Genomic DNA, 19,949 nt, shown 5'->3' with positions numbered 1-19,949 from the left:
CACCCGTCCGGCCGATGACTATACCGGGCGCATGATTCCGCCCTGCAAGGCGGCAGACACTTCCGCTGGCAACGCTGATTAGAGTGGCATAAATTTGGCATTCTGCATTATTGCTGCCGTTGGTCGATAGAAATTCGTTTAATGCTTTGAGGATGGCTATTGTGCTGGTGACTTTTTCGACCGATGCCTATGCCGACACCATCATGTTTGGGGACGTTGCGCTTGCCATGCTGAAAATGATGGGACACAGCGCAACCGTACCGGGCGCAATCCTGGCGGCCGATGTGCCCGAAGCCCTGCGTCGGTTAAAAACCGCTATCGATGTCAAAAAAGCCTTGCCGGCCAAGGGTGTGGATTGGTCTGGCGTGAGCCTCGCTCATCGAGCGATGCCGCTGATCGATCTTCTTGCCGCCGCAGCAAAAGCCGAAGTTGAGGTCATGTGGAATTGAAAATTGAGTCCGGCGCCGCATTTCCCAAGCCCTCCGGAGGTTGTCAATACACCGTAATTTGAAATGCGATGAACTACACAACTGAACTGTAAACTATTTAAGGAGAACAGCTATGCTGATCAAAATAGCTACACAAAAAACTGTCAGTGACGCTGCGACTGCCTTGCAGGCCGCCGTCCAGGCGAATCACTTCGGTGTCATGCAGGTTCACAACCTCAAAGAGATCATGAATAAGAAAGGGGTGGCGTTCGCCAACGAATGTCTGATCTTTGAGGTATGCCAACCGCAACAAGCAAAGAAGGTGCTTGATGAAAACATGAGCGTCTGCACAGCACTACCATGCCGAATTTCCGTTTATCAGGAGGACGGTAAAACCATGTTGGCGACATTGAAGCCAAGCACGCTATTGGCGATGTTCAACACGCCGCAATTGACAGAAGTGGCGCAGGAAGTGGAAGACAGCATCGTTAAAATCATGAATGAGGCGGTATCTGCCTGATCGGTTGAGCCTTGAACTCCGTGTGGATTTGGTGCCTGGGAGCCTGCCGGGCTAAACGGCGCAACAGATGAATAGCGGCTGATTCACCACCCCATCGACAGCAGGAGTCGCTTTAAACAATTCAAGCCTAATCAAGCCTAGTTGTTGCCAACTCCGGCAGACGAATGGTTGCCCGAAGATCATTTTGCGCGTTATCTGGTTGAAGTGATCGATCAATTGGATTAGTCGAAATCGACCAGTCGCTATTGCGGCGGCACCGGTCGGCGATAGGATAGGTGGCGGGAGGATTATTCGGTGGAATATTTTGCCAGACGATAAAAATCGGAGATACCGGTTTAAAAACACATTTTTCAGTTTTAAAGCGGTCTGAAAATATTCTGTACGACATGCTCCTAGGGTTGTCTGGCTATTAACCGCATGTAAATTATGCCGTTTACGCTCAGAACAATGCCGGCTAATAAATATTGGATACAAGGCGTCAGGTTTGCCGGGTAAATGAGCGGTAGCAGGTAGTGTTCTATAAAACTTTCGCTATAGCCGTTTTGTCCCGCGGCTTGTCGCAGGCGATTTTCGAGGTAGGTGAGGGGGCAAATGCGACCGGTGAGTTCGACGAATATGCCCCATGCCGCCGCCGGAAGATGCATGAACATTATCCGGCGACAATGGAATGCCAGCATCCCTCCAAATATTACAAACAGGATAAAGGCCAGATGACTGATTAACACCGCATCGGCCGCAAAGCGCAACAACATGGGGTTTGTTAAATCTTACCGGCTGCGTTCGGTAACGCGCAGGCTAAAATAACTGTTTGGAGTTTTTGCTGTTACGAAAAACCAGCGGTTTTTCTGTGCCGGATGTGGCCAGCTCACGAGCGGCGGCGATTGCTTCGTCAATACGATGGCGTTGCGGTGATTTGCTGCAGACCGGATCGGTGCTGTACATATCGTTATTAAACAGATAGGCCTGGCAGCGGCAGCCGCCGAAGTCCTGGTGTTTTTCGTCGCAACTGCGACAAGGTTCCTGCATCCAGTCGGTGCCGCGGAAAAAGTTGAAAGCTTTGGATTCGTTCCAGATTTGATCGATGCTGAAATCGTTGACGTTTGGGCAGTCTAGGCCGGGCAGTTCCCGGGCGGAATGGCAGGGCAGAGCCGTGCCGTCCGGTGCGATGGTCAAAAACGTAGTGCCCCAGCCGTTCATGCAGGCTTTGGGCCGGTCTTCGTAAAAATCGGGCACCACGTAATAAATCTTCATTTTGCCGGCGACTTTTTCCTTGAAGGCCTGGGCGATTTGTTCAGCTTCGGCAAATTGTTCCCGGGTCGGCAGCAAGGCGTCTCGATTTAAATGTGCCCAGCCGTAATACTGGGTATTGGCCAGCTCCAGGTAATCGGCGCCCAGGTTTTCCGCCATCTCTAGGATCTGCGGCATCTGATGAATGTTTTCTCTATGGATCACCACGCACAGTACCATCGGATAGCCGTGCTTTTTCACCAGCCGGGCCACGTCCTGTTTGTGTTGGTAGGATTCGGTGCCGGCCAGATGGTCATTCAGTTCCTGGGTACTGGCTTGTATGCTGACCTGGATATGATCCAGACCGGCTTGTTTCAGCTCAATAATCCTGTCTTCGGTTAAACCGTAGCCGGAGGTGATTAGATTGGAGTAATAACCCAGTTCGCGGGCGTACCGCACTAGTTCCGACAAGTCCTGTCGAGTGAGCGGTTCACCGCCGGAAAAACCCAGTTGCACAGCACCCATTTTACGGGCTTGGCTAAGTACGCGTTTCCAGTCGTCGGTGCTCAACTCATGCGGATATTTGGCATAGTCCAGAGGATTGGAGCAATACGGGCATTGCAGCGGGCATTTGTAGCTCAGCTCGGCCAGCAGCCAGCGGGGAGGGGTGATATTAAGCTTGTCGGATCCAGCCATTTTGCAAAGCCACGTTCAGGAAGTTGGTGATGTCGTTAGTCAGGCCGGCGGTGGCGAATTTTGCTTCCAAGTCAGCAACGATTTGCCCCAGTAAGCGGCTACCATCGCAGAGCTGCAGGATTTCCGCAGAGCTTTGATTCAATTCCACCATGCCTTCCGGGTAGAGTATCACGAATTTTTGCTGGGCTTCTTCCCACTGTAGTCTGTGCATGGGAGAAAAACTTATCGGTTGATCGGGATTGATGGTCATTGGATTCCGTTATTTAAACAGGCGAAAAGAGAACTAAGCGGTTTCAATATCTTCAAAAATGTCAACAAGTGGCAGGCTGAAGCCGAGGCTGGTCAAGTTGCAATCGACTTCACCCAGGTAATCGTGCAATAACCAGTCGTTATCGGCGGTGCGACGGAAGCATTCCACCCGGCGGTTGTCGATGTCGACGATCAGGTATTCCTGCAGTGATTGTAGTTTGCGATAGGCGACAAACTTGCCGCCCCTGTCATAGTCGGCGGTCGAATCGGACAAGACTTCGACAATCAGGCTGGGATGCGATAAAAATTGTTCAGCTTGACGATCATCCGAGTGACAAGACAGCATGACATCCGGATAGAAAAATGCGTCGGCCGCGTTTACGCGTAATTTCATATCTGAGATATAGGCCCGACTGGGAGTGCCGCGTAAGTGTTGCTTTAACGCGGCATAGATGTTGCCGGAAACCAATACGTGATCCTGTCTCGCGCCTGTCATCGCAAACACTTCGCCAGCCACGAATTCGTGTTTCTCTGCTTGGTTTTCTTCCCAAGTCAGAAAGTCCTCGGCGGTAAAGTGAAATTGCTCGGCCGTTTGCATGGTTTACGCTTGAATATTGAAATACGGCGGCATGTCGGCGACATAAGCCAGATATATCGCATCGGCCATGGTCCACAGTACGTCCAGTTTAAATTTCAGGATTTGCAGCATGCGATCTTGTTGTTCGCGGGTTTTGTACCAGTCCAGGGTCAATTCCAAACCATGCTCGACATCGCGGCGGGCTTCGGTCAGGCGTTTTTTGAAATAGGTGTAGCCTTCCTGTTCTACCCAAGGATACACATCCGGCCAATTATCCAGGCGTTGTTGATGGATTTTGGGGGCAAAAAGTTCCGTCAATGACGAGCTGGCAGCCTCGTGCCATTCGGCGCGGCGGGCAAAATTGACGTAAGCATCCACCGCAAAGCGTACGCCGGGTAATACATGTTCCAGCGAGGTGATTTCTTCGCGAGTCAGGCCTACTGCCATGCCCAGTTGTATCCAGGCTTCGATGCCGCCGGGATCACCTGGGTGACCATCATGATCCAGAATGCGTTGCACCCATTTGGCGCGGGTTTCTCTATCCGGGCAATTGGCCATGATATTGGCGTCCTTGATCGGAATCATCACCTGATAATAGAAGCGGTTGGCAACCCAGCCTTGCAGCTGTTTTTTGCTTAGCTTGCCTTCGTTCATCAATACATGCATCGGGTGATGAATGTGATAGTGATTTTCCATGCCGCGCAGCTTGGCTTCAAATTCTTCGCGCGACCAGGCTTGATTATCAATCGTCATGAGATACCTTATAAGTCAATTTCCAAACCATCGTAAGCCACTTCGATGCCGGCGGCATCCAGGGTTTTACGCTGGGGCGAATCTTCGTCAAGAATCGGGTTGGTGTTATTGATATGAATCAAAATTTTACGGGCATTCGGCACCCCGTTCAGCACTTCGATCATGCCGCCGGGGCCGGATTGCGGTAAATGACCAATTTCGCGGGCGTGTTTGTGGCTGATATGTTGGGCGACCATTTCATCATCGGTCCAGAATGTACCGTCCACCAACAGGCAATCCACGCTTTGCATGGCTTTGAATACATGCGGCTCGATCTCACCCAGGCCGGGCGAATAATAGAGTTTCTTGCCGGTGGAAATTTGTTTGATGATCACGCCGATGTTGTCGCCCTCGTGCGGATCGTGACGGTGCGGAGAGTAGGGTGGCGCCTTGCTTTTCAAGGCATGCGCATACAGGCGGATGTCGGCTATGCCAGGGATTTCAAAAGGCGTTTCGTCGCAGGCTATCGGATGATGATTGACGGTGCAGTAGTCCTTCAGCATGGTGAACAGCGGGAAACCGCTGGTCAAATCCTGTTTGACCATCTCGGTGCAATACACATCCAGAGGCTTGCCTTCACGCAGCATTAACATGCCGGTGGTGTGGTCGATCTGGCTGTCGATTAACAAAATGGCCTTGATGCCGGTATCGCGAATGCCTTCTTTGGGCTGGATGGCCGGAAAAGCTTCCAGTTGGGCGCGAATGTCGGGGGAGGTATTAAACAGTAACCAATTGCGGTTATCGGTGCTGATGGCTATCGATGACTGGGTGCGGGCTTTGCCATTGAGCTGGCCGTTTCGTAAGCGTCGGCAATTGTCGCAATTGCAGTTCCATTGCGGAAAACCGCCGCCGGCGCCGGCGCCGAGAACTCTAATTTTCATAGTGGTATAGGGCTGGTAAATGAAATCAATGATACGGGATTAAAAAACCGCAGGCAAAAAAAAGGGACATTTACATGCCCCTTTTTGGCGTCAACCGTAATGATTAACGGTTGTAGATGTACATGGTGACTTCAAAACCGAAACGCAAGTCGTTATAAGCAGGTGTTTCCCATTTCATTTGTAATACCCTCCAGAGGTTTTGTTGTTGTGAACTAGCTTGATCAAGAAAGCTGCACTGAAGTATACGATGAAGTTTTTCTTCGTGCAACAAGGCAATCAAGGGTCTGGCACAGCAAGCTTATGAGCGATGCTTGGCGATACAAGTTCCCCGACTAGCCCAGCATTTTTAAAGCGATCAGCAACAAAATCAACGCAAAATAGCGTTTAAGCTGTCGGGCGGGTAAGCGATGGGCCAGTCCGGCGCCTATCGGTGCGGTGAAGACGCCTGTTACGGTTATACCCAGAAAAGCCGGCAGATAGACGTAACCGAAACTGTCCGGCGGCAGGGCGGCGTTTTGCCAGCCCAGGAAGATATAACTGGCGGCCGCGGAAAATGCGATCGGTAAGGCGCACACAGACGAGGTGGCAACGGCATTTTTCATCGGCAAACCGGCGTGTGCGAGGTAGGGGACATTCATGGAGCCGCCGCCTATACCTAAAACAGCCGAAATACTACCAACGAATAAACCTATCGGGTAGTCGAAACCAGCGGGCAATTTGCCGGCCATGCGGGCGGTATTTTTCGGTAGTACCATGTGCAAACTGGTGTATAAAAGATAAACGATGAATACTTTGCGGAGTACGCCAGCACTAATGTATTCGGCCAGAGTGGCGCCACAGACTGCTCCCGCGAATAGGGTGGGCGCCAACCGCAAAGCCCTGGGCCAGATGATATTACCCAGCCTGAAATGGGTGCGCACCGATGCCGCGGATGTGAACAACGCGGAAGCTAATGCCGTAGCGACCGCCATCAACATGATTTGCTCCGATTCGAACTGGTGGGCCGTGAACAGCCAGCTTAAAAAGGGTACCACTAATACCCCGCCGCCAATGCCGAATAAACCGGCGCTGAGGCCGGCTATCGAGCCCAGCAATAGGCTGGCTAAAAAAATTTCTATCATAATGACCGCAGTGTCCGAATAAGCAAAGCACTATGATACCGACTCATTTATACTGTGCGTTTAAATCCATCAAACAGGCGAGTCAGGTTTAATGAAAATTTATCTAGTTGGCGGTGCAGTACGGGATCGTTTACTGGATTATCCTGTGTTGGAGCGCGATTGGTTGGTCGTGGGTGCAACGCCCGAAACCATGCTCAGGCAAGGTTACAAACCGGTTGGAAAGGATTTTCCGGTGTTTTTGCACCCGCAAACCCACGATGAATATGCGTTGGCGCGTACCGAGCGCAAGACCGCGCCGGGTTACAAAGGTTTTGACGTTGATGCCAATCCGCGGGTAACGCTGGAAGAGGACTTGCTGCGCCGCGATCTGACCATTAATGCCATGGCAATAGGCGAAGACGGTGTGCTGGTTGATCCTTTTCAAGGACAACAGGATTTGCGAAACCGTATCCTGCGGCACGTTTCCCCGGCGTTTAGCGAAGATCCGGTACGCATTTTACGGGTGGCGCGTTTTGTGGCGCGCTATGCCCATTTGGGTTTTAAGGTGGCGGAAGAAACCCGGCAACTGATGCAGTCCATGGTGAAAAGCGGCGAAGCAGACCACTTGGTTGCCGAACGGGTCTGGGCTGAACTGAATAAAGCCTTATGCGAAACCACTCCCGCCGGGTTTTTCCAGACTTTAAAGGAATGCGATGCTTTGGCGGTAATCTTTCCTGAAATTCACGCATTATTCGGCGTGCCGCAACCCCCTAAATATCATCCTGAAATCGACACCGGCGTGCATAGCCTGATGTCGCTTACCCTGGCCGCCAAATTGTCCAGCAAACCGGAAGTTCGTCTGGCTGCTTTGCTGCACGATTTGGGTAAGGCGTTGACGGATCCGCAAAAATGGCCCAGTCACCATGGGCACGAACGTAAAGGTTTGCCGGTGCTGGATCGCTTTTGTCAGCGCTTGCGGGTACCAAAAGTATTTAAAACGCTATGCGCGCAGGTTATGGAGTATCACACCCATTGTCACCGGGTATACGAATTGCGCAGCGACACTTTGGTCGACATGCTGCAAGCCATAGGTGCTTTTAAAGCCGATAACCACTTACAGGATTTTTTATTGGCCTGCGAAGCGGATGCCCGCGGCCGGACCGGCTTCGAAGATAACGAATATCCGCAAGCCGAGTACATTAGCAAAGCCGCTCAAGCCGCATTGGCTGTCGATACGCGGCAGGTTTTACAAGACAACTTGCAGGGCGCGCAAATCGGCGCCGCTATTCTGCAATTGCGCAGTCAGGCCCTGAGTTCCTTGAAGCAAACCCATCATTCATAAGTCCCGCATGACGCCGGTTTTTATTTCCATCAGCCTGCTGATTTGCAGTAATGTGTTCATGACCTTTGCCTGGTATGCTCATTTAAAAGAACTCAATCACAAACATTGGTTATTGGCGGCCTTATTCAGTTGGGGGTTGGCATTTTTTGAGTATTTATTACAGGTACCGGCCAACCGCATCGGTCATACCGCCCTCAATGTCGGCCAGTTAAAAATCATGCAGGAAGCGATCGCTTTAAGCGTATTCGTACCCTTTTCGATTTACTATCTGAAAGAGCCTATATCCCGGGATTATTTGTGGGCGGGGTTGTGTCTGATGGGAGCCATTTATTTCATGTTCAGATCCAAGTGGGCCTGAGTGCACAATCAAAAAACGGAATGCCACTATGTTGAGTTATCGCCACGGGTTTCATGCAGGCAATTTTGCCGATGTGTTAAAGCACAGTCTGCTTACATTGGCGATCAATGCCTTAAAACAGAAAGACAAGCCGTTTGTTTACATCGACACTCACGCCGGTGCCGGCAAATATTCGTTTAAATCCGAGTTTGCCCAAAAAACCGGCGAATACCGGCAAGGCATAGGCCGTATCTGGTCGGCCTCTCAGCCTCCGGAAGAAATCAAAGATTACCTGGCTGCGGTGCGGGCGGAAAATACCGGTAAGCAATTGGTGCGCTATCCCGGCTCGCCGCAATTGGTGCGGCGCTTGATTCGAGCGCACGACCGCCTGCAGTTGTCGGAATTGCACAGCAGCGATTATGAAAGCTTGCAGCAATTATTTGCCGGCGATAAACAAGTCGGCGTAGCCAAGGAAGACGGCTTGGAACGCCTGAGCAAAAAACTGCCGCCGATTCAAAAACGCGGTTTGATCCTGATCGATCCCAGTTACGAAGTGAAATCCGATTACAACAAAGTAGTGGAAGCATTGCAAAACGCACATCGACATTTTGCGACCGGTGTTTACGCATTGTGGTATCCGATTATCGATCGTGCCGTTACGGATAGAATGTTGCAGCGCATGCGGGCCACGGAGATTCCCAAGCAGTTGCGCATAGAGCATAGTGTAAGCGAAGACGGCGCGCTGCGAGGCATGACAGGTTCTGGTATGCTGTTTATCAATCCACCCTGGCAATTGCAAACGCAAGCCGAGACCTTGTTGGTATGGTTGAATCAGGCCTTGACGGAGGGGCGAGGGACTTGGAAAGTGGAATGGTTGGTACCCGAAGGGGTTTAAATCGGGATGTCGCGGGAAAGGGCATGATTAAAAAACATTTTGGCTTGATTATTGTTGCGTTTGTGACGTTGTTATTGGTTTTTTATGATCTGACAATGGAACTGTTAACTGAAATCTCGCACCTATTCTTCGAGTTGTTATATGAGTCATTCGAATGGTTTGAGCTCGGAATCGAGCACCTGATAGAGCATTTTTTTCATACCGAACATCACACCAGTCAAATTGTCACTTTTTATATTTTGCTGCTGATTGGCGGTTATATTTCCTATACATTATGGAAAGCCTTGCCGCGTCTTTATCATTATTTTAAACGGCGTTCACTTGAAATCTGGGTGCGCCGGAAAACTGAATGGGAACTCTATTGGCTTACATTGACCTTACCTTACAAAGTTGCTTTGCTTGTCACAGCGCTAGGTGTCGCTTACCTGGCTTCGTTTTTTGTGATGTAAGCTGTTACCGTTTAATTAATTTTTAGAGTCATCATGCCTTTAACTGAACAAGTCAAACAATCTATTCTCGTTGCCAATAGTCTGCTACCGCAGGATATTGACCGGGTCATGTCGACGTTGCTTAGTGCACCGGTGGATGCGGCCGATATTTACTTTCAATCCAGCCACTTTGAATCCTGGTCTTTAGAGGGAGGGATTGTCAAGGAAGGCAGTCATTCCATTGAGCATGGTGCCGGGGTGCGGGTAGTCAGTGGTGATAAAACCGGATTTGCCTATAGCGACCGCATCGAATTGCCGATTTTGTTGGAAGCAGCCAGCAACGTCAAAGCCATTGTCAGGCAGGGCCAGCACGCCCAACACAGCATTCAAACCGCTCAAAATTGGCCACAGTTATACAGGCCGTTGAATCCGCTAAGTTCCTTGGCTGATCAGGACAAAATCGATTTACTGAAACGGGTGGATGCGGAAACCCGCAAGTTGGATAGCCGTATCGAAGAAGTGATGGTCAGCTTGGTCGCGGCCTATGACAATGTGCTGGTCGCCAATCAGGACGGGTCGCTGCAGGCGGATGTACGGCCGTTGGTGCGCATGAACGTCAGTGTCATCATGGTGGAAAACGGTCGCCGCGAACAAGGCAGCATGGGTGGTGGCGGGCGCAGCGACTACAGTTACTTTCTGGAAGGCGACCGGGCCATGGACTTTGCCCGCGAAGCAGTCAGGCAGGCGCAAATCAATCTGCAAGCCGAAGAGGCGCCGGCCGGTAATATGACTGTAGTGCTGGGGCCGGGTTGGCCGGGTATTTTGTTACATGAAGCCATTGGTCATGGCTTGGAAGGCGACTTCAATCGTAAAGGCACGTCGGCCTTCAGCGGCCGAGTAGGCGAACGGGTGGCTTCCGATTTATGCACGGTGGTCGATGATGGGACTTTGCCGGGTCGGCGCGGCTCTTTGAGCATAGACGACGAAGGCACGCCCACTGAAAATACCGTACTGATCGAAAATGGTATTTTAAAAGGCTATATGCAGGACAAATTAAACGCCCGTTTGATGGGTGTCAAACCCACCGGCAATGGCCGGCGCGAATCTTACGCACATTTGCCGATGCCGCGCATGACCAACACCTACATGCTGCCGGGGCAAAGCGACCCTGAAGAAATCATCCGTTCCGTCAAAAAGGGCCTGTATGCGCGCAACTTCGGCGGTGGGCAGGTGGATATCACTTCCGGAAAATTCGTGTTTTCCGCCAGCGAGGCGTATTTGATCGAAAACGGCAAAATCACCCGGCCCGTCAAAGGTGCCACGCTGATTGGCAATGGCCCTGACGTATTGACGAAAGTATCCATGGTCGGTAACGACATGCAGTTGGACAGCGGCGTCGGCACTTGCGGCAAAGAGGGGCAGAGCGTGCCGGTCGGTGTCGGACAGCCAACCTTGAAAATCGACGGTATGACCGTCGGCGGTACCAGTCTGTAATCGAATTTAAGAGAACATAACGTGCAAAATCAGGACGAAATTCGGCGTTTAAAAGACGTGGTTCAGCAATTGCTGGACGAAGCAAAACAACAAGGTGCCACTGCGGCGGAAGCCGCATTTAGCGTCGACAACGGCTTGTCGGTATCCGCGCGCCTGGGCGATGTGGAAACCATAGAGTATCACTGCGATCAAGGTATCGGCGTGACTGTTTATTTCGGCCAGAAAAAAGGCTCGGCCAGTACTAACGACGTTTCGGCCGACTCCTTGAAGGAAACCATCAAAGCCGCTTGCAGTATTGCCCGCTACGCGAGTGAGGACGAATACGCCGGCTTGCCCGACCCGGCATTGTTGGCGACCGAGTTTCCCGATCTGGACTTGAATCATCCTTGGGACATCGATGCAGAAAAAGCCATTACCTTGGCTATTGAATGTGAAAATGCCGCGCGCCATTTTGATAAGGCCATCAGCAATTCCGAGGGGGCGTCAGTCAATAGTCATCAGGGTACCCGCGTATTTGGTAACTCACTGGGATTTCTGCAGGGTTATCAGTCCAGTCGACATTCCATCAGTTGTTCGGTGTTGGCCGGCAGTGGCGACAGCATGCAGCGCGATTATTGGTATAGCGTGGCGCGTAATCCGGTTTTGCTGGAGTCGGCGCAATTTGTCGGCGAAAAAGCCGCTAAACGCACCGTTGCCCGGTTGAATGCACGTAGTCTCAGCACTCGCCAATGTCCGGTTCTATTTGCGCCGGAAATGGCTGCGGGATTGATCGGTTCGTTATTGGGCGCCATCAGTGGCACCAGTTTATACCGTAAATCTTCGTTCTTGCTGGATAGTCTGGATACGCAAATTCTGCCGGATTTCGTGCGTATTCATGAGCAGCCCTTGTTAATCGGCGGCATGGGCAGTGCCAGTTACGATGCGGAAGGCGTGGCGACAAATGCCCGCGATATTGTTGGCAACGGTATTTTGCACAGTTATATACTCAGCACCTATTCCGCCCGCAAGTTGGGCATGCAAACTACCGGGAATGCCGGCGGTGTGCATAACCTGACCGTTGAGTCGGGCCAAAACGATTTTGCCGGCATGCTGAAGTTATTAGGCACCGGTTTGCTGGTTACCGAATTAATGGGGCAAGGGGTAAACAGAGTGACGGGCGACTATTCGCGCGGTGCCTCCGGTTTTTGGGTGGAAAACGGCGTAATCCAATATCCGGTGCAGGAGATTACCATTGCCGGCAACCTAAAGACCATGTTGCGCAATATTGTGGCAATAGGCAGTGATGTTGATTTGCGTGGCAATATTCGGGTGGGCTCCGTTTTGCTGGAGCAGATGGCGATAGCAGGTGAATAAATCCAGCGCATTTTCAATGTATTGAAATATGCTCTGTTAGATTGAAATCTAATCGAACGATTTGAGGCTAGCGGCGGACACGCGCGACCATGCAAAACAAGATTAACAATTTATTGATTGATTCGGTCGAAGAGGTTCAGATTGGCGTCAAGGATCTGAAAATCGGCATGTTTGTGTCCAGACTCGATAGGCCCTGGCTGGAGACCAATTTCCGTTTCCAAGGCTTTGAATTAAAAAATCAAGCCGATATCGATGCCGTGCAAAAACAGTGCGATTTTGTATTTATCGACACTACAAAACAGGTCAAAGTGCCGCAATATGTAGCTAGAAGCACGAGCTACACGCCAGATTTTCTGGAAAAAGTCCAGCCTCCCGCCAAACGAACATCTTTTAAGCACGAAATTGGTAAAGCCGAAGTTATTTATCAAAAAGCCAGCGGCTTGGTTAAAAACTTTATGGAGGAAGTGAAATTTGGGCGGCCCATCAACGCTTTGGCCGCCAAAAAAGCGGTAGCTTACTGTGTCGATAGTGTATTGAACGCGCCGGATGCGTTGATGTTGATGACGCAATTAAAAAATCGCGACGAATATACCGCCCAGCACAGCATGAATGTGTGCATTTTTTCGATTGCATTGGGCAGGCAGGTGAATTTGCCGGTCGAGGAACTCAACCACGTCGGCTTATGCGGCATGATGCACGATATGGGCAAAATGCGGGTGCCGCTGGAAATTCTCAACAAGCCCGGACGCTTAAGCCCCGAGGAATTGGCGGTCATGCAAAGCCATGCCGTCATGGGGTGGAAAATTCTATTGACTACTAGCGGTATGTATAGCGGTGCGGTGGATGTGGCGTTTACCCATCACGAACGATTAGACGGTGAAGGTTATCCGCGGCAATTGAAGGCGGAGCAAATCACGCCTTATACGCGGATGGTGGCCATTGCCGATATGTATGATGCGGTCAGTAGCGATCGGATCTATAAAAAAGGCCGATCGCACCTCGATGCTATTAAAATTCTTACCGAGTCCTCTTCCAACGGTCATCTTGACCCGGGATTGGCGATGAAATTTATTGAGTGTTTGGGGATTTACCCGGCCGGAAGTCTGGTGGAGCTCAATAGCGGCGAAATAGCCATGGTGATTGAAGTTAACCCAAAGGCCAAACTTAAACCGAAAATTCTGATGTTGCGGGATACGCAAAAAATGCCCTGCCAAGAATTCGTGGTCGATTTGGCTTTAAGCAGTGCGACTTTCGACGGGCAGCCATTAAAGATTTCCACCGTGCTGCGCGCCGATGAGTGCGGTATCGATTTGCTTAAATACTATCAAAGCGGGTTGTTGCAGAAAGGCTGGAAGCAGGCAAAGCCTTAAATGGTTTGCAAGATATCTTCTAATAACCGCGGGCCTTTGTAAATCAAGCCGCTGTATATCTGAACTAAACTGGCGCCGGCCCGGAATTTCTGCTGGGCGTCGTCGCCGTTCAAAATGCCTCCCGCCGCAATGATCGGTAGTTTGCCGTTTAATTCAGCAGCCAAATCCTTCACGACTGTCGTTGAGCGTTCTTTGACCGGTGCGCCGCTGAGGCCGCCGGTTTCATTGCCGTAAGGGTGGCCTTGTACTTTGTCGCGGGCAACTGTGGTGTTGGTGGCGATGACGCCGTCGATACTAAATTCCAGCAGCAATTCCGCAATACGGCGAATTTCCTCGTTGCTTAAGTCCGGGGCAATCTTTACCGCCAGAGGCGTGTATTTTCCGTGCTCGGCCTGTAATTTGAGTTGTTCTTGTTTTAAGGCTTCCAGCAAATATTTTATCTCATCGCCTTGCTGTAATTGACGCAAATTTTTGGTGTTGGGCGAGCTTATGTTGATCGTGATATAGCTGGCCGGCAGATAGCATTTACGTAAACCCATCAAATAATCTTCAATGGCGTTTTCCATCGGAGTGTCGGCATTTTTGCCGATGTTGATTCCCAGTACGCCGCGATAGCGGCATTGGGCAACCTGTTGCAATAAATGATCGATGCCGAAATTATTAAATCCCATCCGGTTAATAATGGCCTGATGTTCCGGCAAACGAAACAGGCGCGGCTTGGGATTGCCGGGTTGTGGGCGTGGGGTTACCGTGCCGATTTCAATAAAACCGAAGCCCAGTGCGGCCAATGCATCGATATAATCGCCGTTTTTATCCAGGCCGGCGGCCAGTCCGAGCGGATTATTAAAATTCAGGCCCATGACGGTAAGGGGTTTATCGGTTGATTGCGCTCGGCTCAAGCTTGACAGGCCGGTTTGTTCGGCCAGTTTTAATAGTTTTAAAGTAACGTTGTGGGCGGTTTCAGGGTCCAGGCTAAATAATACGGGGCGTAATAAAGGATAAAGATTCATGGTGTTTTGGAAGGTATAGGTCGGGTTGGCGAAAAGTGTAACCCGATATGGCGGCTCGGCAGTAAACCAAATTAACGGCGGTTCAGGGCGTAGGCTGTGGGGTTTAATGCAGGCGTTCTCTGTAAAATCAAGTCGGCCAGTAATCGGGCTGATGCCGGCCCCATGACCAGGCCGTTGCGAAAATGTCCGGCATTGACGCTGAGGTTATCTGCATCGGGGTGAAAGCCGATATAGGGAATACCTTCGGGAGTGCCGGGCCGCAGACCTGCCCAATGCTCGCAGACCGGGTGGTTTTTCAATTCAGGCATTAGGCCGACGGCAAAGTGATACAGATGTTCCCTGGCTTCCGTGGTGGTGATTTTGGTAAACCCGGCTTGTTCGACTGTGCTGCCGGCCAAGATTTTGCCATCGCGGCGTGGAATCAGATAGTGATCACCATCCAAAATCATGTGCTTCAGAGTGTTGGGTTGGGCGTCGAATAGCAGCATTTGCCCGCGTACCGGTTGAATCTGTAACTTTACTGATGCTTGCGGCAGCCAGCGGTTTAAGAAATCCGCGCTCCAGGCGCCCGCGCAGACAACGGTATGACGAGGACTGAAGCATCGTTCAAGTGTAAGAATTTTTTGTAAGCGCCTATGCTGAAATTCAACGCCGGTAATCTCGGTGTTTTCGATAAAACGCACGCCTGTTTGAAGTAAATAGGCTTTTAGCGATTTTAGCAGACGCGGATTACGGGCCTGAGCAATGTCGGGCAGCCATAAAGGTCGGTCGCAACGGGTATTGATATTTTCAAGTAATCCAGCAGGTGGCGTTTGGTAGGAAATGTGGCGTTTATTGCACCATTGTATTGCTAAGTCGTAGTCCGGGTTTTTGCAAATCAACATCCCGCAAGGCAGCCATTCCGGGTCAATGCCGGTTGTGTCGAGCAGTTCTTGGCTCAGCTTGGGATAACTTTGTATGCTGGCGATAACCAGATCGGAAATCGCATCGGCCTGCCGCCAAGGATAAATGGGCAGTAAGATGCCGCCGCCGGCCCAGGATGCTTCTTGACCGGAGTTCGATTTATCGATAACGGTGATGTTGCGGCCTGCCATTTGTAATTCGCGGGCGGTTAATAAGCCGCTAATACCGCCGCCTATGATCAGAATGTCTATATCTTGGGTCATGTGAAAACGGACTGTCTTAAGTAAGCGACAAATTAACACGAAAAGGGAATACTTGCCGGTTTCTAGCGGGATGGTTGCGCCAGAGTGGGTTGCAGATTGATATTTGCGCACCAAATAGGTGCGTTAAAAATAGACCAAATTTATTTGTGCAAATTTTAAACTAAGTGTTGTTTTTTTTTAACACAAACTGAACTAGCTTTATGGTTGGCTTGTATACTATTGATAATTAATGATTTTTTTTGTTAAAAAAAATTAGACTAAAACTTGTAAGGAAGAGGAACTGCTGCTATTATTGCCTACGTAGAAAAATCCTGTGTTGCAATTAAGCAAAAAGCAGACTGGTTAACAACAATAAACCCTTGGGGGACAGCAATGACTTTAAATAAAACCCAATTAGCGCTGGGCATCGCCGCAGCGACATTATCCATGGCCATGGTTGCCCCTACACAAGCGGCGGACAATAAAGCTGAACGCGTTGCCGATGCCGCTGCCAGAAAAGCCGAGGCTCTGGAATTACAAATGCAACAAATGACTGATCAAATGGCTGCCATGCAAGCTGAATTAAGCCGCGTTAAGTCGTCTTCTGCCCAAGCGTCTACCGAAGCCGCTAAAGTACAGGAGTTGGATCATTGGATGGCGTCCATGAAATCCGCTCCTGCGGTTTCAACTTCTAAAGACAACTTGGTTGCGGTTCGTGGCGGTTGGAGCAAGCTTGATCACGCGCGTGCTAACACTAATTCTGTGTTAACCGATGGTGGTTTGCTTTCCAATAATACTAACGCCGATGGCTACTATTTTGGCGGTGCATTCGACTTTAACGTCAACAACGACTTGTTCGGTTTGATGGATGACACCTCTTTCATGATTGAGTTTGGTTTCGAATATGCTCAATATGGTACTGGTGCTAATACATTGACAAATGGCACTCTTAACGCTGTTGCAGCAGCCGATGGTGCAACACAGGTTGCACTCAACGGACAAAATGGCACGTCTACTGACGCCCGTTTGAGAATCAATGCCTCTCCAAAAATCAAATTCATGCACGGCAGCAAATTCCGTCCTTGGATTATCCCAGTGGGTTTGGATGTTAACATTCTGGGCGTACCTTCCAACGCGGTATCCGTGTTGAACGCCGGTATGAACTTCGGCGCCGGTGCTGAATACGATTTGTTCAGAGGTATCGTAATCGGCGCGGATACTCGCTATCACTACATGACCAGCAAAATCGACGGCACACCTAATAATGGTTTCACCGCCGGTGGTTACTTAGGTTTCAAATTCTAATTTGTCCCTTATTTAGCTAGCAAAAAGGGAAGGCGAAAGCCTTCCCTTTTTTTATGCTGAAATGGCGGCGATAGATCCAATGCAGGCATAATTAGGGCTAATCAATTATGTCTGGATATTAATGTTTTAACTGACTATGAAGCCTCTTTATCCCGAAACTTCCCCATTTCATGTTTTTTGGCTCGATACAGGTGGTGTGCATCAGGTCTATGTCGAGCAATCCGGTAATCCGGCTGGTCTGCCGGTGATTTTTCTGCATGGCGGGCCGTGTTCTGGAACTAAGCCGGACCACCGGCGATTTTTTAATCCCGAGCTTTACCACATCATTTTGCTGGACCAGCGCGGTTGCGGGCAATCGCTGCCTTTTGGCGCGCTGGAAGGAAATACCACCCAAAATTTATTAGAGGATATGGAGCGGGTCAGAATCCGGTTACGCATCGAGCGCTGGTTATTATTCGGCGGTTCCTGGGGCGGGACCTTGGCATTGCTGTATGCGCAGCGATTCCCGGAGCGAGTGTCGGGTATGATTTTGCGCGGCGTATTTCTGGCTCGCCAGGCGGATATGCGTTGGTTTTTGCAGGATGGCGTCAATCGTATTTATCCGCAACGCTGGCAAGATATGCTGGATGCTGTGGGGGCTTCAGCTGCCGAAGATGTGTTGGATAAGTTATGCGATGCTGTTTTTGGTGAGGATCAAACTATTGCTGGGCAGGCGGCTATGCACTGGCAATTGTGGGGTGGTCAGGTGGCGTTAGGCGCGGAGTTTGCGCTTGTCGACGCGTCTCCGGATACGCAGGCGGTCAAGCAGGTGCAAATGGAGCTACACTATGCCCGAAATCATTATTTCATTACCGAGAACCAAATTCTGCAAAATTGCCTGCTGCTGCAAGATATTCCTACTATCATTATCCACGGTCAAAACGATTTAACCTGTCCGCTGGAAGCCGGTTGGCGCTTGCATCAAGCGTTGCCGCTGGCTGAATATCGGGTATTGCCGAGTGCCGGGCATGTTGCCAAAGGCGAGGAAATGATAGCTGCATTGGTTGATGCCGCCGATAAAATGGCTGCTCTTTTGGTCTAGCAAATAGGGACTTATGACAAACAAAAAGCGGCTGGTCATTGCTATGACCGGTGCGACAGGCGCCATTTATGGTGTGCGTATGCTGCAAATCTTAAAGGATTTGCCGGAATGGGAAACGCATCTGGTGATTTCCGCTGCCGGTCTGGTGAATTTGAAATACGAACTGGATATGGATCGTGCAGCGCTGTATCAATTAGCGGACGTCACTCACGGTATCAACGATATTGCCTCCTGTATAGCCAGTGGTTCCTTTAAAACGGAAGGCGTGGTTGTGGCGCCATGCTCGATGAAAACTTTAGCGGCAATTGCTCATGGTTTCGGCGATAACTTGATTTCTCGCTCGGCGGATGTGGCATTAAAGGAACGGCGTAAGACAGTGTTGGTGCCACGGGAAACGCCGTTGAATTTGGCGCATATTCGAAATATGGCTGCAGTGACCGAGATGGGTGGTATTATTTTCCCGCCCATGCCGGCGTTTTACAATAAATCAGACTCCGTCAAAGCAATGGTGGATGAAGGCGTGGGACGAATTTTAGATATGTATGGCGTGTCTATCGATGGCTTATTCAAACCCTGGGCAGGTTTGGGTAATGAAGGATAAAAAATCGATAAAATACGAAAATTAGTAAGTAAATGGCAGGCTTTCAATTGACAGGGTGCCCAATTCTGATTTAGAGTTGCTGCCAGCTTTTTTATTGCTCATCAACGACAGTGCACTATTTGCCCTTTTGGCAGGTTGCTAACACGCTGATGAGCGGTTCTTATAACTATAACTGTAACAATCGGAGCACATCCCATGGCAAGACCATTAATTCAAATGGCGTTAGACTCACTGGATTTCGACCAAACCGTAGCATTGGCAGATCAAGTAGCGCCTTATGTTGATATTTTTGAAATCGGTACCCCTTGCATCAAATACAACGGTATTAACCTGGTTAAAGAACTGAGACAACGTTTTCCAGACAAATTGTTGTTGGTTGATCTGAAAACCATGGATGCCGGCGAGTACGAAGCAGGCGCTTTCTATGCCGCAGGCGCTGACATCTGTACCGTACTGGGTGTATCTGGTATGGCAACTATTGCCGGCGTTATCAAAGCAGCGAAAAAACACGCTGCTGAAACTCAAATCGACTTGATCAATGTAGCTGACAAAGCTGCTTGCGCTAGAGAATCCGTTGCTCTGGGCGCGCAAATCATGGGTATTCACACCGGTCTGGACGCGCAAGCGGCAGGTCACACCCCTTTCAGTGATTTAAATGAAATTGCTGGTTTGGGTCTGGGTGTACGTATCTCTGTTGCCGGCGGTATCAAACAAGCCACTGTGCAACAAGTAGTTGAAGCCGGTGCAAGCATTATCGTAGTGGGTGCGGCAATCTACGGTGCGCCATCTCCAGCGGAATCAGCTCGCGAAATTCGCGAATTGGTTGACGCTGCAGCTGCATAAGTTAGCTTTGGTTTTACCTAGCTTATACTAGGCACGCTAAAGGACGAGTGGCGTCAGCCACTCGTCCTTTGTTCGTTTTAAATACCTGAATAAAAAGCGGCAATTATCGCCGCGCACTCAGCAATAAAAAAATACAAGGAGACACCTTATGCCTTCGCGCCGAGACTTAGCGAACGCCATCCGCGCACTCAGCATGGACGCCGTACAAAAAGCCAACTCAGGACATCCTGGAGCCCCGATGGGGATGGCTGACATCGCAGAAGTATTGTGGAACG

General features: G+C 50.2%; 24 protein-coding genes and 1 pseudogene. 14 read left to right on the top strand and 11 right to left on the bottom strand.

Annotated features, from left to right (window positions below; genetic code table 11):
• The first annotated feature begins 152 nt into the window (after positions 1 to 152).
• Both M0R33_RS01435 and M0R33_RS01430 read left to right on the top strand, forming a co-directional pair.
• A complete protein-coding gene (locus M0R33_RS01435; RefSeq protein ID WP_292563970.1) occupies positions 153 to 449 on the top strand; it encodes a DUF1840 domain-containing protein in 297 nt (98 codons plus the stop codon).
• Positions 450 to 561: 112 nt separating this feature from the next.
• Positions 562 to 948 (top strand): DUF302 domain-containing protein, encoded by a 387-nt coding sequence (locus M0R33_RS01430; protein ID WP_292563967.1) that lies wholly within the window; start codon positions 562 to 564, stop codon positions 946 to 948.
• 127 nt (positions 949 to 1,075) lie between these two features.
• Here the strand turns inward: M0R33_RS01430 and M0R33_RS01425 are convergent, their stop codons facing one another.
• The 9 genes from M0R33_RS01425 to M0R33_RS01385 form a co-directional block, all read right to left on the bottom strand.
• The gene (locus tag M0R33_RS01425) at positions 1,076 to 1,336 is read right to left on the bottom strand and encodes a hypothetical protein (protein WP_292563965.1); all 261 of its coding nucleotides are present in this window, start codon (positions 1,334 to 1,336) and stop codon (positions 1,076 to 1,078) included.
• Positions 1,337 to 1,340: 4 nt separating this feature from the next.
• Complete coding sequence (locus tag M0R33_RS01420; protein ID WP_292563962.1) at positions 1,341 to 1,700, bottom strand: DUF2784 domain-containing protein; 360 nt, start codon at positions 1,698 to 1,700, stop codon at positions 1,341 to 1,343.
• 43 nt (positions 1,701 to 1,743) lie between these two features.
• Positions 1,744 to 2,871: a pyrroloquinoline quinone biosynthesis protein PqqE gene (gene pqqE, locus M0R33_RS01415; protein ID WP_292563959.1), complete on the bottom strand. Its 1,128-nt coding sequence runs from the start codon at positions 2,869 to 2,871 to the stop codon at positions 1,744 to 1,746.
• Entirely contained in the window at positions 2,849 to 3,121 is a 273-nt protein-coding gene (pqqD, locus tag M0R33_RS01410; protein ID WP_066977379.1) for a pyrroloquinoline quinone biosynthesis peptide chaperone PqqD, read from the bottom strand. Before pqqD ends, pqqE begins: the two co-directional genes overlap by 23 nt.
• A gap of 33 nt (positions 3,122 to 3,154) precedes the next feature.
• Positions 3,155 to 3,718 (bottom strand): Uma2 family endonuclease, encoded by a 564-nt coding sequence (locus M0R33_RS01405; protein WP_292563951.1) that lies wholly within the window; start codon positions 3,716 to 3,718, stop codon positions 3,155 to 3,157.
• Between the two features lie 3 nt (positions 3,719 to 3,721).
• Positions 3,722 to 4,450, bottom strand: a complete 729-nt coding sequence (gene pqqC, locus M0R33_RS01400) for a pyrroloquinoline-quinone synthase PqqC (protein ID WP_292563948.1) — start codon at positions 4,448 to 4,450, stop codon at positions 3,722 to 3,724.
• Positions 4,451 to 4,458: 8 nt separating this feature from the next.
• Positions 4,459 to 5,370 carry a pyrroloquinoline quinone biosynthesis protein PqqB gene (gene pqqB / locus M0R33_RS01395; protein ID WP_292563946.1) on the bottom strand — a complete coding sequence of 304 codons (912 nt, stop codon included), beginning with the start codon at positions 5,368 to 5,370 and terminating at the stop codon, positions 4,459 to 4,461.
• Between the two features lie 103 nt (positions 5,371 to 5,473).
• Positions 5,474 to 5,548, bottom strand: a complete 75-nt coding sequence (pqqA, locus tag M0R33_RS01390) for a pyrroloquinoline quinone precursor peptide PqqA (RefSeq protein WP_292564663.1) — start codon at positions 5,546 to 5,548, stop codon at positions 5,474 to 5,476.
• A 154-nt stretch (positions 5,549 to 5,702) separates the two neighbouring features.
• Positions 5,703 to 6,491 (bottom strand): sulfite exporter TauE/SafE family protein, encoded by a 789-nt coding sequence (locus M0R33_RS01385; RefSeq protein ID WP_292563943.1) that lies wholly within the window; start codon positions 6,489 to 6,491, stop codon positions 5,703 to 5,705.
• A gap of 91 nt (positions 6,492 to 6,582) precedes the next feature.
• Here M0R33_RS01385 and M0R33_RS01380 point away from each other — a divergent pair, with 91 nt between their 5' ends.
• The 7 genes from M0R33_RS01380 (at position 6,583) to M0R33_RS01350 (ending at position 13,689) form a co-directional block, all read left to right on the top strand.
• A complete protein-coding gene (locus M0R33_RS01380; RefSeq protein WP_292563940.1) occupies positions 6,583 to 7,812 on the top strand; it encodes a multifunctional CCA addition/repair protein in 1,230 nt (409 codons plus the stop codon).
• Positions 7,813 to 7,819: 7 nt separating this feature from the next.
• Positions 7,820 to 8,170, top strand: coding sequence for a DMT family protein (locus M0R33_RS01375; RefSeq protein WP_292563937.1), 351 nt, complete (start codon positions 7,820 to 7,822; stop codon positions 8,168 to 8,170).
• 28 nt (positions 8,171 to 8,198) lie between these two features.
• Positions 8,199 to 9,044 carry a 23S rRNA (adenine(2030)-N(6))-methyltransferase RlmJ gene (rlmJ, locus tag M0R33_RS01370; protein WP_292563934.1) on the top strand — a complete coding sequence of 282 codons (846 nt, stop codon included), beginning with the start codon at positions 8,199 to 8,201 and terminating at the stop codon, positions 9,042 to 9,044.
• The gene (locus M0R33_RS01365; protein ID WP_292563931.1) at positions 8,972 to 9,493 is read left to right on the top strand and encodes a hypothetical protein; all 522 of its coding nucleotides are present in this window, start codon (positions 8,972 to 8,974) and stop codon (positions 9,491 to 9,493) included. Before rlmJ ends, M0R33_RS01365 begins: the two co-directional genes overlap by 73 nt.
• Positions 9,494 to 9,526: 33 nt before the next feature.
• Positions 9,527 to 10,966 (top strand): metalloprotease TldD, encoded by a 1,440-nt coding sequence (gene tldD / locus M0R33_RS01360; RefSeq protein WP_292563927.1) that lies wholly within the window; start codon positions 9,527 to 9,529, stop codon positions 10,964 to 10,966.
• A 21-nt stretch (positions 10,967 to 10,987) separates the two neighbouring features.
• Entirely contained in the window at positions 10,988 to 12,319 is a 1,332-nt protein-coding gene (gene pmbA / locus M0R33_RS01355; protein ID WP_292563925.1) for a metalloprotease PmbA, read from the top strand.
• Between the two features lie 89 nt (positions 12,320 to 12,408).
• Positions 12,409 to 13,689 (top strand): HD-GYP domain-containing protein, encoded by a 1,281-nt coding sequence (locus M0R33_RS01350; RefSeq protein WP_292563923.1) that lies wholly within the window; start codon positions 12,409 to 12,411, stop codon positions 13,687 to 13,689.
• Here M0R33_RS01350 and M0R33_RS01345 read toward each other — a convergent pair.
• The gene (locus tag M0R33_RS01345; RefSeq protein ID WP_292563921.1) at positions 13,686 to 14,699 is read right to left on the bottom strand and encodes a quinone-dependent dihydroorotate dehydrogenase; all 1,014 of its coding nucleotides are present in this window, start codon (positions 14,697 to 14,699) and stop codon (positions 13,686 to 13,688) included. The two genes, M0R33_RS01350 and M0R33_RS01345, sit on opposite strands and share 4 nt — an antisense overlap.
• A 71-nt stretch (positions 14,700 to 14,770) precedes the next feature.
• Positions 14,771 to 15,865, bottom strand: a complete 1,095-nt coding sequence (locus M0R33_RS01340; protein ID WP_292563918.1) for an FAD-dependent oxidoreductase — start codon at positions 15,863 to 15,865, stop codon at positions 14,771 to 14,773.
• A gap of 372 nt (positions 15,866 to 16,237) precedes the next feature.
• Between M0R33_RS01340 and M0R33_RS01335 the strand changes: the two genes are divergently transcribed.
• The 5 genes and pseudogenes from M0R33_RS01335 to M0R33_RS01315 all read left to right on the top strand — a co-directional run.
• Positions 16,238 to 17,149 carry a hypothetical protein gene (locus M0R33_RS01335; RefSeq protein ID WP_292563913.1) on the top strand — a complete coding sequence of 304 codons (912 nt, stop codon included), beginning with the start codon at positions 16,238 to 16,240 and terminating at the stop codon, positions 17,147 to 17,149.
• Between the two features lie 136 nt (positions 17,150 to 17,285).
• The gene (pip, locus tag M0R33_RS01330) at positions 17,286 to 18,230 is read left to right on the top strand and encodes a prolyl aminopeptidase (protein ID WP_292563911.1); all 945 of its coding nucleotides are present in this window, start codon (positions 17,286 to 17,288) and stop codon (positions 18,228 to 18,230) included.
• A gap of 13 nt (positions 18,231 to 18,243) precedes the next feature.
• Positions 18,244 to 18,831 carry a UbiX family flavin prenyltransferase gene (locus M0R33_RS01325; protein WP_292563908.1) on the top strand — a complete coding sequence of 196 codons (588 nt, stop codon included), beginning with the start codon at positions 18,244 to 18,246 and terminating at the stop codon, positions 18,829 to 18,831.
• A gap of 195 nt (positions 18,832 to 19,026) precedes the next feature.
• Positions 19,027 to 19,674 carry a 3-hexulose-6-phosphate synthase gene (gene hxlA, locus M0R33_RS01320; protein ID WP_292563905.1) on the top strand — a complete coding sequence of 216 codons (648 nt, stop codon included), beginning with the start codon at positions 19,027 to 19,029 and terminating at the stop codon, positions 19,672 to 19,674.
• A gap of 148 nt (positions 19,675 to 19,822) precedes the next feature.
• Positions 19,823 to 19,949 (top strand): annotated as a pseudogene (locus M0R33_RS01315) (ribulose phosphate epimerase); the annotation flags it as partial.

The sequence above is a fragment of the Methylomonas sp. genome (genome assembly GCF_023228165.1).
In the GTDB taxonomy this organism is placed as follows: domain Bacteria; phylum Pseudomonadota; class Gammaproteobacteria; order Methylococcales; family Methylomonadaceae; genus Methylomonas.
Note: the sequence above shows the minus strand (reverse complement) of the source record. Positions and strands in the feature narration are given on the sequence as shown.

Excerpts from the sequence above, each read along its gene's own strand:
- M0R33_RS01435 (WP_292563970.1), top strand. The coding sequence starts at position 153 with ATGGCTATTGTGCTGGTGACTTTTTCGACCGATGCCTATGCCGACACC.
- M0R33_RS01430 (WP_292563967.1), top strand. The coding sequence starts at position 562 with ATGCTGATCAAAATAGCTACACAAAAAACTGTCAGTGACGCTGCGACT.
- M0R33_RS01425 (WP_292563965.1), bottom strand. The coding sequence starts at position 1,336 with ATGTCGTACAGAATATTTTCAGACCGCTTTAAAACTGAAAAATGTGTT.
- M0R33_RS01420 (WP_292563962.1), bottom strand. The coding sequence starts at position 1,700 with ATGTTGTTGCGCTTTGCGGCCGATGCGGTGTTAATCAGTCATCTGGCC.
- pqqE (WP_292563959.1), bottom strand. The coding sequence starts at position 2,871 with ATGGCTGGATCCGACAAGCTTAATATCACCCCTCCCCGCTGGCTGCTG.
- pqqD (WP_066977379.1), bottom strand. The coding sequence starts at position 3,121 with ATGACCATCAATCCCGATCAACCGATAAGTTTTTCTCCCATGCACAGA.
- M0R33_RS01405 (WP_292563951.1), bottom strand. The coding sequence starts at position 3,718 with ATGCAAACGGCCGAGCAATTTCACTTTACCGCCGAGGACTTTCTGACT.
- pqqC (WP_292563948.1), bottom strand. The coding sequence starts at position 4,450 with ATGACGATTGATAATCAAGCCTGGTCGCGCGAAGAATTTGAAGCCAAG.
- pqqB (WP_292563946.1), bottom strand. The coding sequence starts at position 5,370 with ATGAAAATTAGAGTTCTCGGCGCCGGCGCCGGCGGCGGTTTTCCGCAA.
- M0R33_RS01385 (WP_292563943.1), bottom strand. The coding sequence starts at position 6,491 with ATGATAGAAATTTTTTTAGCCAGCCTATTGCTGGGCTCGATAGCCGGC.
- M0R33_RS01380 (WP_292563940.1), top strand. The coding sequence starts at position 6,583 with ATGAAAATTTATCTAGTTGGCGGTGCAGTACGGGATCGTTTACTGGAT.
- M0R33_RS01375 (WP_292563937.1), top strand. The coding sequence starts at position 7,820 with ATGACGCCGGTTTTTATTTCCATCAGCCTGCTGATTTGCAGTAATGTG.
- rlmJ (WP_292563934.1), top strand. The coding sequence starts at position 8,199 with ATGTTGAGTTATCGCCACGGGTTTCATGCAGGCAATTTTGCCGATGTG.
- M0R33_RS01365 (WP_292563931.1), top strand. The coding sequence starts at position 8,972 with ATGGTTGAATCAGGCCTTGACGGAGGGGCGAGGGACTTGGAAAGTGGA.
- tldD (WP_292563927.1), top strand. The coding sequence starts at position 9,527 with ATGCCTTTAACTGAACAAGTCAAACAATCTATTCTCGTTGCCAATAGT.
- M0R33_RS01350 (WP_292563923.1), top strand. The coding sequence starts at position 12,409 with ATGCAAAACAAGATTAACAATTTATTGATTGATTCGGTCGAAGAGGTT.
- M0R33_RS01345 (WP_292563921.1), bottom strand. The coding sequence starts at position 14,699 with ATGAATCTTTATCCTTTATTACGCCCCGTATTATTTAGCCTGGACCCT.
- M0R33_RS01340 (WP_292563918.1), bottom strand. The coding sequence starts at position 15,865 with ATGACCCAAGATATAGACATTCTGATCATAGGCGGCGGTATTAGCGGC.
- M0R33_RS01335 (WP_292563913.1), top strand. The coding sequence starts at position 16,238 with ATGACTTTAAATAAAACCCAATTAGCGCTGGGCATCGCCGCAGCGACA.
- pip (WP_292563911.1), top strand. The coding sequence starts at position 17,286 with ATGAAGCCTCTTTATCCCGAAACTTCCCCATTTCATGTTTTTTGGCTC.
- M0R33_RS01325 (WP_292563908.1), top strand. The coding sequence starts at position 18,244 with ATGACAAACAAAAAGCGGCTGGTCATTGCTATGACCGGTGCGACAGGC.
- hxlA (WP_292563905.1), top strand. The coding sequence starts at position 19,027 with ATGGCAAGACCATTAATTCAAATGGCGTTAGACTCACTGGATTTCGAC.